The organism is Stenotrophomonas sp. SPM, from assembly GCF_003105135.1.
Classification (GTDB): domain Bacteria; phylum Pseudomonadota; class Gammaproteobacteria; order Xanthomonadales; family Xanthomonadaceae; genus Stenotrophomonas.
Map to the genome: position 1 here is coordinate 1 of NZ_QETL01000016.1, position 15,633 is coordinate 15,633.

The 15,633-nt window shown below is 61.6% G+C and carries 9 protein-coding genes; all 9 read left to right on the top strand.

Annotated elements, in window-relative coordinates:
• Window positions 1-182: 182 nt before the first annotated feature.
• Window positions 183-2,015: a monovalent cation:proton antiporter-2 (CPA2) family protein gene (locus tag DCO49_RS06030; protein WP_116863236.1), complete on the top strand. Its 1,833-nt coding sequence runs from the start codon at window positions 183-185 to the stop codon at window positions 2,013-2,015.
• Between the two features lie 175 nt (window positions 2,016-2,190).
• Complete coding sequence (folD, locus tag DCO49_RS06035) at window positions 2,191-3,069, top strand: bifunctional methylenetetrahydrofolate dehydrogenase/methenyltetrahydrofolate cyclohydrolase FolD (RefSeq protein WP_116863237.1); 879 nt, start codon at window positions 2,191-2,193, stop codon at window positions 3,067-3,069.
• 310 nt (window positions 3,070-3,379) lie between these two features.
• Complete coding sequence (gene guaB, locus DCO49_RS06040; protein WP_116863273.1) at window positions 3,380-4,837, top strand: IMP dehydrogenase; 1,458 nt, start codon at window positions 3,380-3,382, stop codon at window positions 4,835-4,837.
• Between the two features lie 110 nt (window positions 4,838-4,947).
• Entirely contained in the window at window positions 4,948-6,513 is a 1,566-nt protein-coding gene (guaA, locus tag DCO49_RS06045; protein WP_005409309.1) for a glutamine-hydrolyzing GMP synthase, read from the top strand.
• A 95-nt stretch (window positions 6,514-6,608) separates the two neighbouring features.
• A complete protein-coding gene (locus DCO49_RS06050; protein WP_116863238.1) occupies window positions 6,609-9,137 on the top strand; it encodes a type I restriction-modification system subunit M in 2,529 nt (842 codons plus the stop codon).
• The gene (locus DCO49_RS06055) at window positions 9,128-10,504 is read left to right on the top strand and encodes a restriction endonuclease subunit S (protein WP_116863239.1); all 1,377 of its coding nucleotides are present in this window, start codon (window positions 9,128-9,130) and stop codon (window positions 10,502-10,504) included. The genes DCO49_RS06050 and DCO49_RS06055 overlap by 10 nt, the downstream gene beginning before the upstream one ends.
• Window positions 10,505-10,569: 65 nt before the next feature.
• Window positions 10,570-13,707: an HsdR family type I site-specific deoxyribonuclease gene (locus DCO49_RS06060; protein WP_116863274.1), complete on the top strand. Its 3,138-nt coding sequence runs from the start codon at window positions 10,570-10,572 to the stop codon at window positions 13,705-13,707.
• On the top strand, window positions 13,707-14,423 hold the full coding sequence (locus DCO49_RS06065) for a SprT family zinc-dependent metalloprotease (protein WP_165835685.1): 717 nt from the start codon (window positions 13,707-13,709) through the stop codon (window positions 14,421-14,423). Before DCO49_RS06060 ends, DCO49_RS06065 begins: the two co-directional genes overlap by 1 nt.
• 156 nt (window positions 14,424-14,579) lie before the next feature.
• Complete coding sequence (locus DCO49_RS06070) at window positions 14,580-15,500, top strand: restriction endonuclease (protein ID WP_279325640.1); 921 nt, start codon at window positions 14,580-14,582, stop codon at window positions 15,498-15,500.
• The last annotated feature ends 133 nt before the right edge of the window (window positions 15,501-15,633 follow it).

Below are 15,633 nucleotides of genomic sequence, written 5' to 3' on the forward strand. Positions count from 1 at the left end.
CGCGGTTGGCCAAAGGCAGTCGAGCATGGCTCGACTCTACAGGGCGCGATTTCGGAACGATGCTGGGTATCAATTGCACCATCGTTCCATTTCCGGCACAAGCAAACGCAACGTCGATGCTATTGCCGTCAGAAAACTTGCTCTATCGTTGAGGCCGATTTCGGTTTTCGGGGATACACCGCATGGCGGTAGAAGCAGCGACCAGCGAACTGGTCAAGGTCGTCGCCCTGTTGGGCGCGGCAGTGGTGATGGTGCCCCTGTTCCGCAGGCTCGGCCTGGGTTCGGTGCTGGGTTACTTCGCCGCGGGCCTGGCGATCGGACCGTTCGGCCTGGGCTGGTTCTCCGACCCGCAGGCGATCCTGCATACGGCCGAGCTTGGCGTGGTGATGTTCCTGTTCGTCATCGGCCTGGAAATGCGCCCCTCGCACCTGTGGAGCCTGCGCAAGGAGATCTTCGGGCTGGGCACGCTGCAGATCGTCACCTGTGCGCTGGTGCTGACCAGCATCGCCAAACTGTTCGGCCTGTCGTGGCAGGTCGCCTTCATCGGCGCCACCGGCTTCGTGCTCACCTCCACCGCGGTGGTGATGCAGCTGCTGGCCGAGCGCGGTGACATCGCGCTGCCGTCGGGGCAGAAGATCGTCTCGATCCTGCTGTTTGAAGACCTGCTGATCGTGCCGCTGCTGGCCCTGGTCGCGTGGATGGCGCCGAGCGCCGGCAATGCCGATGGCGAGGGCTCGCGCTGGTTGTCGGTGGCGATCGGCGTGGGTGCCATCGTCGGCCTGGTGCTGGTCGGCCGCTTCCTGCTCAATCCGCTGTTCCGCCTGCTTGCCGAATCGAAAGCACGCGAAGTGATGACCGCTGCCGCGCTGCTCGTCGTGCTGGGTGCGGCGCTGCTGATGCAGCTGTCGGGCCTGTCGATGGCGATGGGCGCGTTCCTCGCCGGCGTGCTGCTGAGCGAATCCACCTTCCGCCACCAGATCGAGGCGGACATCGAGCCGTTCCGCGGCATCCTGCTGGGCCTGTTCTTCCTCAGCGTGGGCATGGCGCTGGACCTGGGCGTGGTGGCCGGCAACTGGCCGATGATCGTCGGCCTGGTGCTGGCGCTGATGGCGGCCAAGGCGTTGTGCATCTACGTGGTAGCGCGGGTGATGGGCAGCGACCACGCGCAGGCGATGGACCGTGGCGTGCTGATGGCGCAGGGCGGCGAATTCGCCTTCGTGCTGTTCTCCGCCGCGGCCAGCGCCGGCGTCATCAACATGGACATCAATGCCAACTTCACCGCCGTGGTGGTGCTGTCGATGGCGCTGACCCCGCTGGTGGTGCTGGTCTACAAGCGCGTGGCGCCGAAGCCCGAGGTCAGCCTGGAAGGCGTGGACACCGCCGACGGCCTGTCCGGCAGCGTGCTGATGATCGGCTTCGGCCGCTTCGGCCAGGTGGCCAGCCAGTCGCTGCTGGCCCGCGACGTGGACGTGACCATCATCGACAACGACGTCGAGATGATCCACAACGCCGAGCGCTTCGGTTTCAAGATCTATTACGGCGATGGCACGCGTCTTGACGTGCTGCATGCCTCCGGCGCCGGTACCGCGCGGGCGATCGCGGTGTGCGTGAACAATGCCGAGGATGCCGACCGCATCGTCGAGCTGGTCGCGCACGAGTTCCCGCAGGCCAAGCTGCTGGTGCGCTCGTTCGACCGCGAGCACTCGCTGCGCCTGATCCATGCGGGCGTCGATTTCCAGATCCGCGAGACGTTTGAATCGGCGCTGATGTTCGGCCAGGCCGCGCTGATGGAGCTGGGTGCGGACGAGGAGGATGCGCAGGAGATCGCCGAGCAGATCCGCGAGCGTGATGCCGAGCGCTTCGAACTGGAAATGGCCGGCGGCAGCCTGCGTGCCGGCGCGCACATGGTGTTCGGCAGCGCGCTGCCGGGCGTGCCGACCCCGACCCCGTTCACCGCGCCCAAGCGCAAGGCCCGCACGTTGAACGCGGACCAGGTGCCGGAAGAGGAAGAGTAGAGCCGAGCCCATGCTCGGCTTGCTCTTCGGTCAGGTTGCGATAAAGCCGCGCTGCGCGCGTGAGCCGACATTAGGCTCGGCTCTACAAGGGCGGGCGGACCGGTGCCGTGGCGGTGGGCGAGGGGGCCTGAATCAGGGACAATAGCGTCCCCGCCGCCGCCCGCCCCCGCATTCGATGACTGACTCCGCCTCCCAGCCTCCTGCCCGCATCCTCGATGGCCGCCGTATTGCCGAGGACCTGCTCGACAGCCTGAAGGTGCGCGTCGACGCCCGCGTGGCCGCCGGTGGCAGCCGCCCCGGCCTGGCCGTGGTGCTGGTCGGTGGCGACCCGGCCTCCACCGTGTACGTGCGCAACAAGCGCCGCGCGGCCGAAAAGGTCGGTATCGAAGCGCACGACTACGATCTGCCGGCCGGCACCAGCGAAGCCGAACTGCTGGCCCTGATCGACCAGCTCAATGCAGACCCGAAGATCAACGGCATCCTGATCCAGCTGCCGCTGCCGGGCATTCCCGACGCGCGCCGCCTGATCCAGCGCATCGACCCGCGCAAGGACGTGGACGGCTTCCACCCGGAAAACGTCGGCCACCTGGCCCTGCGCGAATTCGGCCTGCGCCCGTGCACCCCGCGCGGCATCACCACGCTGCTGGGCCATACCGACCAGCCGGTGCGCGGCCGCAACGCCACCATCGTCGGCGTCAGCAACCACGTCGGCCGTCCGATGGGCCTGGAGCTGCTGATTGCCGGCTGCACCGTCACCAGCTGCCACAAGTTCACCCCCAAGGACGTGCTGGAACAGGCCGTGCGCAACGCCGACATCCTGGTGGTGGCCGTGGGCCGCCCGGGCATCGTGCCGGGCGAGTGGGTGAAGCCGGGTGCGGTGGTGATCGACGTCGGCATCAACCGGCTGGAAGACGGCCGGCTGGTGGGCGATGTTGGGTTTGAAGCGGCGGCCCAGCGGGCCAGCTGGATCACCCCGGTGCCGGGTGGCGTCGGCCCGATGACCGTGGCCACGTTGATGCAGAACACGCTGGAAGCGGCGGAAGCGCTGAGCTGACCCGCCGTTGGTGGGTGCCAACCTCGGTTGGCACCTGGTGGGGACGGGGTCCGCCCCCCTGAATGAATCACCGCCCCGCGCGACGCTGCGGCACCGCTTGGTGGTACCGGGCCTCGGGCCTCCTGTAGAGCCGAGCCCATGCTCGGCTCATCGCGGTCTGGCGGAAAGCAGCCGAGCGTGGGCTCGGCTCTACAGGTGAGCGGGTGCGACACTGTGTCGCGCGAAGTTCCAATTCTGGCTACCAAAAATGCTGTTCTTGGCTCCTGAAAAGGGGTAAAATGTCGCGCTTCCCCACATCTCGGGTATGCCGATGCTGCGCATCCAGGCTGAAGCACTCACTTACGACGACGTCTCGCTCGTCCCCGCCCACTCGACCATCCTGCCCAAGGACGTCAACCTCGAAACGCGGTTGACCCGAGACCTGAAGCTCAAGCTTCCGATCCTGTCTGCGGCCATGGATACCGTCACCGAAGCCCGCCTGGCCATCGCCATGGCACAGCTGGGTGGCATGGGCATCATCCACAAGAATCTCAGCCTGGAACAGCAGGCCGCGGAAGTGGCCAAGGTCAAGAAGTTCGAGGCCGGTGTCATCCGCGACCCGATCACCGTCGGCCCGGAAACCACTATCCGCGACGTGCTGGCCCTGACCCAAGCGCACAACATCTCCGGCGTGCCGGTGGTGGGCAGCGACGGCCTGCTGGCCGGCATCGTGACCCATCGCGACATGCGCTTCGAGACCGAGCTGGACGATCCGGTCCGCCACATCATGACCAAGAAGGATCGCCTGATCACGGTCAAGGAAGGCGCCGCCAGCGAAGAAGTGCTGCAGCTGCTGCACCGCAACCGCATCGAAAAGGTGCTGGTGGTCAACGATGATTTCGCGCTGCGTGGCCTGATCACCGTCAAGGACATCCAGAAGAACACCGACTTCCCCAACGCCGCCAAGGATCTGTCGACCCGCCTGCTGGTCGGCGCTGCCGTCGGCGTGGGCGGTGACACCGACCGCCGCGTGGAAGCGCTGGTTGCCGCCGGCGTGGACGTGATCGTGGTCGATACCGCGCACGGCCACTCGCAGGGCGTGCTGGACCGCGTCAGCTGGGTCAAGAAGAACTTCCCGCACGTGCAGGTCATCGGTGGCAACATCTGCACCGGCGAAGCCGCACTGGCGCTGCTGGACAGCGGCGCAGACGCGGTCAAGGTCGGCATCGGTCCGGGCTCGATCTGCACCACCCGCGTCGTCGCCGGCGTCGGCGTGCCGCAGGTCACCGCCATCGATCTGGTGGCCGAAGCCCTGCAGGACCGCATCCCGCTCATCGCCGACGGTGGCATCCGTTACTCGGGTGATATCGGCAAGGCGCTGGCCGCCGGTGCCTCGACCATCATGGTCGGCGGCCTGCTGGCCGGTACCGAGGAATCGCCGGGCGAGACCGAGCTGTACCAGGGCCGTTCGTACAAGAGCTACCGCGGTATGGGTTCGCTGGCCGCCATGGAAAAGGGGTCCAAGGACCGCTACTTCCAGGACGCCGCCACCGCCGACAAGCTGGTGCCGGAAGGCATTGAAGGCCGCGTGCCGTACCGCGGCCCGGTGGGCGGCATCATCCACCAGCTGATGGGCGGCCTGCGCGCCACCATGGGCTACGTGGGCTGCGCCACCATCGACGACATGCGCACCAAGCCCAAATTCGTCAAGATCAGCGGCGCCGGCCAGCGTGAGAGCCACGTCCACGACGTGACGATCACCAAAGAGCCGCCGAACTACCGCGCCTGACGCGGGCCGGGCAAAGAGGAACGAGGAAGCTGATTCCCGTTCCTCTTTCTCTATGCGCTGTTGAAAAGTATTCGAAGTTTTCGTTTTCCCTACTGCATTGCCAGGGCGCCATGACCAACATCCATAACGACAAGATCCTCATCCTCGATTTCGGCGCGCAGTACACGCAGCTGATTGCCCGCCGCATCCGCGAGCTGGGCGTCTACTGCGAAATCTGGGCGTGGGACCACAACCCGGCCGACATCGCGGCGTTTGGCGCCAAGGGCATCATCCTGTCCGGTGGTCCGGAATCGACCACGCTGCCGGGCGCCCCGGCCGCACCGCAGGAAGTGTTCGACAGCGGCCTGCCGATCTTCGGCATCTGCTACGGCATGCAGACCCTGGCCGCGCAGCTGGGCGGTGCCACCGAAGCCGCTGACCAGCGTGAATTCGGCCATGCCGAAGTGAACGTCATCAACCCCGATGCACTGTTCAAGGGCCTGAGCGACCACGGCGGCGAGCCGAAGCTGAATGTCTGGATGAGCCACGGCGACCACGTCTCCGTGGCACCGCCGGGCTTCACCATCACCGCCACCACCGACCGCATTCCGGTGGCCGCCATGGCCAACGAAGAAAAGCGCTGGTACGGCGTGCAGTTCCACCCGGAAGTGACCCACACCCTGCAGGGCCAAGCGCTGCTGCGCCGCTTCGTGGTGGACGTGTGCGGCTGCCAGACCCTGTGGACCGCCGCCAACATCATCGACGACCAGATCGCCCGTGTGCGCGAACAGGTGGGCGATGACGAAGTGATCCTGGGCCTGTCCGGCGGCGTCGATTCGTCCGTGGTGGCCGCGCTGCTGCACAAGGCCATCGGCGAGAAGCTGACCTGCGTGTTTGTGGATACCGGCCTGCTGCGCTGGCAGGAAGGCGACCAGGTGATGGCGATGTTCGCCGAGCACATGGGCGTAAAGGTGGTGCGCGTGAATGCCGCCGACCGTTACTTCGCCGCGCTGGAAGGCGTGAGCGACCCGGAAGCCAAGCGCAAGATCATCGGCAACCTGTTCGTTGAGATCTTCGACGAAGAGTCGAACAAGCTGAAGAACGCCAAGTGGCTGGCACAGGGCACCATCTACCCGGACGTGATCGAGTCGGCCGGCAGCAAGACCGGCAAGGCGCATGTGATCAAGAGCCACCACAACGTGGGCGGCCTGCCGGAGCACATGAAGCTGGGCCTGGTGGAGCCGCTGCGCGAGCTGTTCAAGGACGAAGTGCGCCGCCTGGGTGTTGAGCTGGGCCTGCCGCGCACCATGGTCTACCGCCATCCGTTCCCGGGTCCGGGCCTGGGTGTGCGCATTCTGGGTGAAGTGAAGCGCGAGTACGCCGAACTGTTGGCCAAGGCCGATGCCATCTTCATTGATGAGCTGCGCAAGGCGGATCTGTACGACAAGACCAGCCAGGCGTTTGCCGTGTTCCTGCCGGTGAAGTCGGTGGGCGTGGTGGGCGATGCGCGCGCTTATGAGTGGGTGATTGCGCTAAGGGCCGTGGAGACGATTGACTTCATGACGGCGCATTGGGCGCATCTGCCGTATGAGTTCCTGGGTACGGTGAGCAACCGGATCATCAATGAGTTGCGGGGGGTTTCAAGGGTTGTCTATGACATCTCGGGGAAGCCGCCGGCTACTATTGAGTGGGAATAACTGCTGTGCCATAAATAGCCGGAGCCTTCTCCGGCTATTTTTTCCTCATTCAATGGCTTTGTCCGTCCTAGGTCGGAAGCCGATCGCGAAACTAAATGGCTCTCAAGAAATCAGAACTCTATTCCTCGCTCTGGCAAAGCTGCGATGCGCTGCGCGGCGGCATGGATGCCAGCCAGTACAAGGACTATGTGCTGGTGCTTCTGTTCATCAAGTACGTCAGCGACAAGTACGCCGGCAAGCCCTATCAGCCACTCACCATTCCGCGCGGCGCCAGCTTCGCCGATATGGTGGCGCTGAAGGGTAAGAGTGACATCGGCGACCAGATCAACAAGAAGATCATCGCGCCACTTGTCGACAAGAACTCTCAGCTCTCGCTCTCCGACTTTCCGGACTTCAACGACGCAGCCAAGCTCGGCACCGGCAAGGAGATGGTGGAGCGGCTTACTGAACTGGTGGCAATCTTCGAGAACAAGGCGCTCGACTTCTCGAAGAACCGTGCCGACGGCGACGACATCCTGGGCGACGCCTACGAATACCTGATGCAGCACTTCGCCACCGAAAGTGGCAAGAGCAAGGGCCAGTTCTACACGCCAGCTGAAGTGAGTCGCGTCATTGCCGCGACGTTGGGCATCGCCACCGCGCCGACCACGCATCAGACCACCGTGTACGATCCGACCTGCGGCTCGGGCTCGCTGTTGCTGAAGGTGGCTGCCGCGGCGTCGACCAAGTTGGCGCTGTACGGTCAGGAGAAGGACGCGGCCACCAGCGGCTTGGCGCGCATGAACATGATCCTGCATGACCAGCCCACGGCCGAGATCAAGCAGGGGAACACGCTGGCCGATCCGAAGTTCCGCGATGGCAAGACGGGCAATGAAAGTCTCAAGGTCTTTGACTACGTGGTAGCCAATCCGCCGTTTTCCGACAAGCGCTGGAGCACCGGCATCGACCCGCTGCACGATCCCTGGCAGCGCTTCGAAGGCTTCGGCGTGCCGCCGGCCAAGCAGGGCGACTACGCCTACCTGCTGCACATCGTGCGTTCGCTCAAGAGCACCGGCCGCGCGGCCTGCATCCTGCCGCACGGTGTGCTGTTCCGTGGCAACGCCGAGGCTGACATCCGGCGCGCGCTGATCCGCAAGGGCTACATCGAGGCCATCATTGGCCTGCCGGCCAACCTATTCTATGGCACGGGTATCCCGGCCTGCATCGTCGTGATCGACAAATCACACGCGGTTGAGCGCGTGGCCGCCGGCACCGGCATCTTCATGATCGACGCTAGCCAGGCTTTCATGAAGGATGGCCCCAAGAACCGCCTGCGTGAGCGCGACATCCACCGAATCGTCGACACCTTCCAGCGGCGTCAGGACGTGCCGCGCTATGCCAGGCAGGTAAGCTTGCGCGACATCGAGAAGAACGAGCAGAACCTCAATCTGCCGCGCTACATCGACAGCCAGATGCCCGAAGACCGGGAGGACATCGAGGGCCACCTGCGAGGCGGTATCCCTGAGACCGATGTCACGGCGGCCGACAGCCTCGTCAGCCGCTACTGGGCCGTGTGCCCGCAGCTAGAGCGCACGCTGTTCCGGCCTAATCGCCCCGGCTTCGTCGATCTGGCTGTCGACAAGGTGGCGATCAAGTCCACTATTCACGGCCACCCCGAATTCGTCGGCTTCATCGCGCGGATGAACGCGCATTTCGCCGAGTGGCGCGACACGCAAGCCCAAGCGTTGAAGGCGCTGCGGCCCAATATGCCTGAAGTTAAGCCCGGGCGCGTGATTGCCGAACTCTCCGAAGACCTGCTCGGCCACTACCTCGACCAGCCGCTGATCGACGCCTACGCTGTATACCAGCACCTGATGGACTATTGGGCGCAGACCATGCAGGACGATTGCTATGCCATCGCCGCGGATGGCTGGAAGGCGCAGACCTACCGCGTGATCGAGACCAATAAGAAGGGCAAGCAGAAGGACAAGGGCTGGGCCTGCGACCTGGTGCCCAAGCCGCTGATCGTGGCGCGCTACTTCGCCAAAGAGCAGGCCGCGCTTCAGGCGCTACAGGTCAAGCTGGAAGGTGTGAGCGCGGCCCTCGCCGAGCTGGAGGAGGAACACAGTGGTGAGGACGCGGCTTTCCACGGTTTCGATAGAATCAACGTCGCAACGGTGAAGGATCGGCTTCGCGAGATCGAAGGCGAAGTCAAGGCCGAGATCAAGGCGGCCAAGAGCGGCAAGTCAGGCAAGGCGCTGACGGCCACCAACGGCAATGCCGGAGAGCCGGTCGCCGAAGAGCGGCTTGTTCTGCTGGACTGGTTGAAGCTCGCGGTCGAAGAATCGGCGCTGAGGAAGCGCGTGAGAGAGGCCGACGCTGCGCTGGATGCAGCGGCGTATGCCAAGTACCCGAAACTCACCGAAGTCGAGGTACAGGCGCTTGTGGTGGATGACAAGTGGCTCGCCACGCTAGATGCAGCGGTGCACGGCGAAATGGACCGGCTGAGCCAGCGGCTGGCAGCGCGGGTGAAGGAGCTGGCAGAGCGCTATGAGGCGCCTTTGCCGCAGTTGAGCGAGTGCGTGGCGGATCTAGAGGCGCGGGTGAACTTGCACTTGGAGAGGATGGGATTCGCATGGAAGTGATGGCGCCGACTCTTCAGCCCGTGACATCTGGCGCTTTCAAACAGACAGATGTTGGAACTATTCCTGTTGATTGGATAGTGAAATCTGCCAAACAGATTGCCAACCCTGTTCGCGGTGGATCTCCCCGTCCAGCTGGAGATCCGCGCTTCTTCAACGGTCAGTTCATGCCATGGTTGACTGTCGCATCTCTCACGAATCTACCCCAATCGCAGCTGATCGTTTCGGAGACGGCATCCTTTCTTACAGAAGAGGGAGCAAACTATAGCCGCACATTGCAGCCTGGCACGCTCATCATAGCGAACAGTGGGGCGACTCTTGGTGTCGCCAAAATCTTGGGCATCAAGTGCTGCGCGAACGATGGAATTGCCGCTCTGCTAGGCCTTGATCAAGATGTGTGCCCGAAGTACCTCGCTTACTTCATCAATACTCAGACCAAAATGCTGCGGGAGGTTGTTGCGACGGGTAACGGGCAGCCGAATCTTAATACCGCACTAATCGGGGGTCTTAAATTTCCGCTACCACCCTCTCGTAAAGAGCAAGAGGCAATCGCCGAAGCACTCTCATGCGCGGATGCCCTCATCGAATCCTTGTCGCAGCTGCTGGTGAAGAAGCGCCAGATTAGAAAAGGTGCAATGCAAGAGCTGCTCACGGGTACGAAGCGGCTGCCGGGATTCGCTGGTGATTGGCCGCAGAAGTCTCTGGGCGAGTTATTTCGTTTCAGTGGCGGTGTTTCCGCGTCCCGCGATCAACTATCAGATCGAGGGCATCTCTACCTCCACTACGGCGATATCCATGTAAGTACGAAGACTTTCATCGACGTGGCGGTCGAGGGCGGCGTGATCCCGAGGCTCGACATCGGCCTCGCAAACGTTCCGCCGACGTCCCTGCTCGCCGATGGCGACGTGGTTTTCGTCGACGCCTCGGAGGATGATGAAGGTGTCAGTAAGCACATCGTGATCTCCAATTCGGATCGATTGCCATTCATCGCAGGGCTGCACACGATCGTCGCGAAACAGAGACAGCAGCTGCTGGAGCGCTCATACCTCCGTTACTGCTTCCAGACACGCGCCGTGAAGGATCAGTTTAATTTCTACGCAGTGGGAACAAAGGTTTCCGGCATCAGTAAGAGAAACATCGCAAGAATTCTGCTGCCGGTGCCTCCTTATGCAGAGCAGGAAGCAATAGGTGAGTTGCTTGCATCCATTGACGCGGAGATGACGGCCTTGGAAGAGAAACTCATAAAGGCTCGACAACTCAAGCAAGGCATGACGCGGTCGCTGCTCACAGGCGGCACTCGTCTGATTAAACCTGCCTCGAAAGTCATTCCCGCGCCCACTAAGTCAGTCGCCAATCTCCCTATTGGCTAGAGCATGGCTTAGCTGAAGGATCAACGAGCACCCCGCCCCTATACGCGCCTACGATGAGCCACACTATGCCCTCGATCGGACAACCAGAACGCGCCACACAGAGCCGCGTAGTCGCACTGTTTCGAGACGAGTTGGGCTGGCGCTACGCGGGGGATTGGAGGGATTGCGAGGGCAACGCCAACATACAAGAGAGCTTGCTCACGCCTTGGCTCGCGAAGCGAGGCTGCACGCCCGCGCAGATCAGCGCCGCATTACTGCGCCTACGCAGCGAAGCCGGCAACCACCATCGCACGCTCTACGCGAACAATAAGGCCGTGTACAGCTTGCTGCGCTACGGTGTACAGGTGCTGACGGCCGCAGGTGCCAAGACGCAGACCGTCGAGCTGATCGACTGGCAACATCCGGAGGCCAATGACTTCGCCATCGCGGAGGAAGTGACGCTTAAGGGTGATCGCACGCGGCGGCCTGACCTGGTCCTGTACATCAACGGCATCGCCATCGGTGTGATCGAGCTGAAGAACAGCCGGGTGTCGGTGGGAGATGGCATTCGTCAGTGCCTGTCGAACCAGCTTCCGATGTTCCACGAGTCGTTCTTCAGCACGGTGCAATTTGTCTTCGCGGGCAACGATTCCGAGGGATTGCGTTACGGAACGATAGGAACGCCCGAGAAGATGTTCCTGAAGTGGAAGGAAGATGAAGCTCACGATAGCCGATTCAAGCTCGACAAGTACTTGCTGAAAATTTGTGGCAAGGCCCGGATTATCGAGCTGATGCGCGACTTCGTGCTGTTCGACGGAGGTGTGAAGAAGCTGCCGCGCGTGCACCAGTACTTTGGTATCCAGGCGGCGCAGGACCATGTAGAGCGGCGCAAGGGGGGCATCCTGTGGCATACGCAGGGTAGCGGCAAGAGCATCGTGATGGTGTTGCTGGCGCGCTGGATCCTGGAGAACCGGCCGCAGGCGCGAGTGGTGATCGTGACCGACCGCGACGAGCTGGACAAGCAGATCCTGCGCGTATTCACCGATGCTGGCGAGAAGCTGCACCGCAGCCGCAGCGGTCGCGATCTGATGACACAACTGTCGCAGCCCGCGCCGAGGCTGCTGTGCTCTCTGGTGCATAAGTTCGGTGTGGAGGCGCGTGGACGCGACAAGAAGGAGTTTGAGGCCTTTCTGGAGGAGCTCCAGACGCAGCCGACAACGGCTGTGGGTGAGCTGTTCGTCTTCGTTGACGAATGCCACCGCACGCAAAGCGGTCGGCTGCATCGGGTGATGAAGGCATTGCTGCCCCAGGCGGTGTTCATCGGCTTCACCGGCACACCACTGCTAAAGGCTGACAAGCAGTCCAGTCTGGAGGTGTTCGGGGGCTACATCCACACCTACAAGTTTGGAGAGGCTGTGGAAGACGAGGTGGTACTGGACCTGGTGTACGAGGCTCGTGATATCGACCAGCGGCTGGGCTCGTCGGCGAAGATCGATGCCTGGTTTGAGGCCAAGACGCGCGGCCTAAATGCTTGGCAGAAGCAGGAGCTGAAAGCCAAGTGGGGCACCATGCAACAAGTGCTGAGCTCGCGTTCGCGCATGGAGCGCGTAGTTGCTGACATCGTGTTCGATTTCAGCGTGAAACCACGGCTATCGACCGAGCGGGGTAATGCAATCCTGGTCGCCTCTAGCATCTTTGAGGCCTGCAAGTACTTCGCGCTGCTGCAGAAGACGCCGTTCAAGGGACGGTGCGCCGTCGTTACCTCGTACAGCCCGCAAGCCAAAGATGTGACGACCGAGGAGGTCGGCGCCAATACAGAGAGCGACAAGCAGTTAATTTTCAATACCTACACCGAGCTGCTCAAGAGCGTGCAAGTCAAGCCGGGGATGAGTCCTACCGAGACCTACGAGGAGTGGGCCAAGGCACTGTTCGCTACCGAGCCTGCGAACATGAAATTGTTGGTGGTGGTGGACAAGCTCCTGACAGGTTTCGACGCGCCGCCCTGCACCTACTTGTATATCGACAAGTCGATGCAAGACCACGGCCTTTTCCAGGCCATCTGCCGCACCAACCGGCTGGATGGCGATGACAAGGAATTCGGCTATATCGTTGACTATAAGGACCTGTTCAAGAAGGTGGAGAAAGTAGTTGCCGTCTACACCTCGGAGCTGGATCATAGCGCTGGCGGTACCGCCCCTGAAGTGCTGATGCAGAACCGCCTGGAGATTGGCCGCAAGCGGCTGGACGATGCGGTGGAAGCGTTGGCGCTGCTTTGCGAGCCGGTGGCGGAGCCGCGTGGTGAACTGGAGCACATCCGTTACTTCTGCGGTAACACCGAGATCGCCAGCGATCTGATCGCCCATGAACCGCAGCGTGTGATGCTCTACAAGGGCGTTGTCGCACTGTTACGCGCATGGGCAAACGTGGCCGACGAATTGGGTGCCGCTGGCTATTCCGCGACAGACGATGTGCGCTTGCGAGGGCTGCTCGATCGCTATGTGAAACTGCGCGAGATCGTGCGCAAGGCAAGCGGCGAGATGCTGGACTTGAAGCCTTACGAGGCGGATATGCGGCACTTGATAGACACCTACATCGAGGCCGAGGAGCCCCGTGAAATCTCACCGTTTGAGGGTGTCGGCCTGCTTGAGCTGATAGTGAAGACTGGCATCGCCGATGCTATCTCTGCGAAGCTCGGCGAGTTCAAAGGCAACCGCGATGCGATCGCCGAGACGATCGAGAACAACGTGCGCAGCAGAATCGTCAAGGAGCACCTGAACGATCCCGCCTTCTACGAGCGGATGTCGGCATTACTGGACGGCATTATTAAGCTGCGCAAGGAGAAGGCGGAAGAGTACGAGCAGTACTTGCTACACATTGCTCAGTTAGTGAAGCAGGTCGATGCAGGTCGTGCGGAAGGTGCGCCGATCGAACTAACCACGCCGGGACGCCGCGCGCTCTACCATAACCTGCAGCCTTGGCTTGCGGAGCGACCGGCGGGCCAAGTTGCTGAGTCGATGTTGCTCTATGGTGACGGAGATATTCGGAATGCGGCGCTTGAGTTGGCACTGCGCATCGATCAAACGGTAAAGGAGATAAGGCCGGATAGCTGGCGAGGTAATCCGGCAAAAGAGAACGCCATCAAGGCAGCGCTGTTTGCATTGCTGCAGAGTACAGAGCAGGTAGAGCGCGTCTTTTTGATTATCAAGGCCCAAGGCGAGTACTGATGCCGACTCGCATCGCGCTTGGTGGCATCGAGGCGGAAGTGGTTTTCAAAGACATCCGCAACATCCACCTGACTGTGCTGCCGCCAAATGGGCGCGTGCGCATTTCCGCCCCGACGCATATGGCTCTCGACACGGTTCGTGTGTTTGCCTTGTCCAAGCTAGCTTGGATCAAAAGCCAGCGCAAAAGCATGGTTGAGCAGGAGCGCGAGCCTTCACGTGAATACTTGGAGCGTGAGAGCCATTACGTTTGGGGGCGGCGCTATCTGCTGAAAATTGTGGAGACCGACGGCGCGCAAATGGTGTCGCTCCGACATCGCACTCTGGTGTTAGCAATAAAGAACGGTGCCGACCAAGCGGCTAGGAGGGCGGTGCTTTCGCGCTGGTATCGAGATCAGTTGCGCGAGCGTGCCAGTTCATTGGTTACAGACTGGAGTCGTAGGCTCGGTCTGGATGCTCCGCGGCTTTACGTCCAGCACATGAAGACCAAATGGGGTAGCTGCTCGCCGATTCGGCGCTCGATCCGTCTCAATACTGAATTGGCCAAGAAACCTCCGGGTTGCTTGGAGTACATCGTGGTGCACGAGCTAGTCCATTTGCTGGAGCCCACTCACAATGAGCGCTTCAAGGCGCTGATGCGAGCTTTCTTGCCGGAGTGGGAGGATCGTCGGCGAGAACTAAATGCGTTGCCGATCCGAAATGAGCGCTGGAGCTACTGATCCGCAGAGCTAGTCTGACGAGGTTCAATTCGGAAATCACGGACGGTCCTAAAAGGCCTGCAGGATTCAGACTTCCTTAGGTCAAATTCGAATCTTCAAGCCTTTGTAGGGATGAGGTTATAGTTGCTGCAAATTGCAGGGGAGTGGACAAGATTGATGATTCCAACTTACGACAAGTTCATCGATCCCGTATTGCGTTTCTTGGAGCGAAATCCAGGGGGCGTTGCCGCCGCCTTGGCTTATGATGCCGCTGCCAATGCCTTAGGGCTGACCGATGAACAGAAGCTCAGGGTGTTGGATAGCGGTGCGCAGATCTATAAGAATCGAGCGGCTTGGGCGCATGATCGGCTGAAGCGCGCTGGCCTTTCGTCCAGCCCGAGACGCGGGAACTGGCAGTTGACGGAGGCCGGGAGAAGCTACGTTTCTGATCATCCGTTCCCGCTGGACGATGAGGAGGTTGGGAGAATCGCAACTGGCTATCTCGCAGTTAAGCTTCGATCCCCAGTAGATGCTGTGGCGCTAGATGGCACTGACCCGATTGAGCTGGCCCCTGGGTCGCCCGTTTTGAGCCCCGATGATCGACTTGACGGTGCGCTTGCTGAACTGAAATCGGCGACAGCGGCGGAGCTTCTGGATTGCCTGTTGCGCGTTTCTCCTGGACGGTTCGAAATCATCGTTCTTGATATCCTGCATCGATTGGGATACGGGGCGAACCGCTCAGACTTGCTACGCGTCGGCGGAGCTGGAGATGGTGGAATTGACGGCGTAATCTCGCTGGATAAGCTCGGGTTGGACAAAGTCTACGTGCAAGCGAAGCGCTGGAAGAGCGCGGTTGGTAGGCCAGAGCTTCAGGCCTTCTACGGGGCGCTCGCTGGACAGAAGGCCAAACGCGGAGTGTTCATAACCACGTCCGGCTTCACGCCCCAGGCTGTCGACTTTGTTGGTTCTGTTGAGGGGATTGTTATCGTCGATGGAAATCGATTGGTTGGTCTCATGATCGACAATGAGGTTGGCGTGAGCTCGCGAATTATTCGAGTTCCATCCGTGGATAGCGACTATTTCGACGAAGATCGCTGATTATGTCCCGGGGCGTTTCGCGGGAGTAGGTGCGAGTTCCCATTGGGGCTAGCTTCGTAATCAGTGAGTGTATGCCGTCTCAGTCTCGCCCAATCTCCAAGCAAGCCGACTCAACCAACCCCCGGCAAGCCAG

What these genes read in the sequence shown, in the direction of transcription:
- DCO49_RS06070 (WP_279325640.1), top strand. Translation starts at nt 14,580, where the DNA reads ATGATTCCAACTTACGACAAGTTCATCGATCCCGTATTGCGTTTCTTG.
- DCO49_RS06050 (WP_116863238.1), top strand. Translation starts at nt 6,609, where the DNA reads ATGGCTCTCAAGAAATCAGAACTCTATTCCTCGCTCTGGCAAAGCTGC.
- folD (WP_116863237.1), top strand. Translation starts at nt 2,191, where the DNA reads ATGACTGACTCCGCCTCCCAGCCTCCTGCCCGCATCCTCGATGGCCGC.
- guaA (WP_005409309.1), top strand. Translation starts at nt 4,948, where the DNA reads ATGACCAACATCCATAACGACAAGATCCTCATCCTCGATTTCGGCGCG.
- guaB (WP_116863273.1), top strand. Translation starts at nt 3,380, where the DNA reads ATGCTGCGCATCCAGGCTGAAGCACTCACTTACGACGACGTCTCGCTC.
- DCO49_RS06055 (WP_116863239.1), top strand. Translation starts at nt 9,128, where the DNA reads ATGGAAGTGATGGCGCCGACTCTTCAGCCCGTGACATCTGGCGCTTTC.
- DCO49_RS06065 (WP_165835685.1), top strand. Translation starts at nt 13,707, where the DNA reads ATGCCGACTCGCATCGCGCTTGGTGGCATCGAGGCGGAAGTGGTTTTC.
- DCO49_RS06060 (WP_116863274.1), top strand. Translation starts at nt 10,570, where the DNA reads ATGCCCTCGATCGGACAACCAGAACGCGCCACACAGAGCCGCGTAGTC.
- DCO49_RS06030 (WP_116863236.1), top strand. Translation starts at nt 183, where the DNA reads ATGGCGGTAGAAGCAGCGACCAGCGAACTGGTCAAGGTCGTCGCCCTG.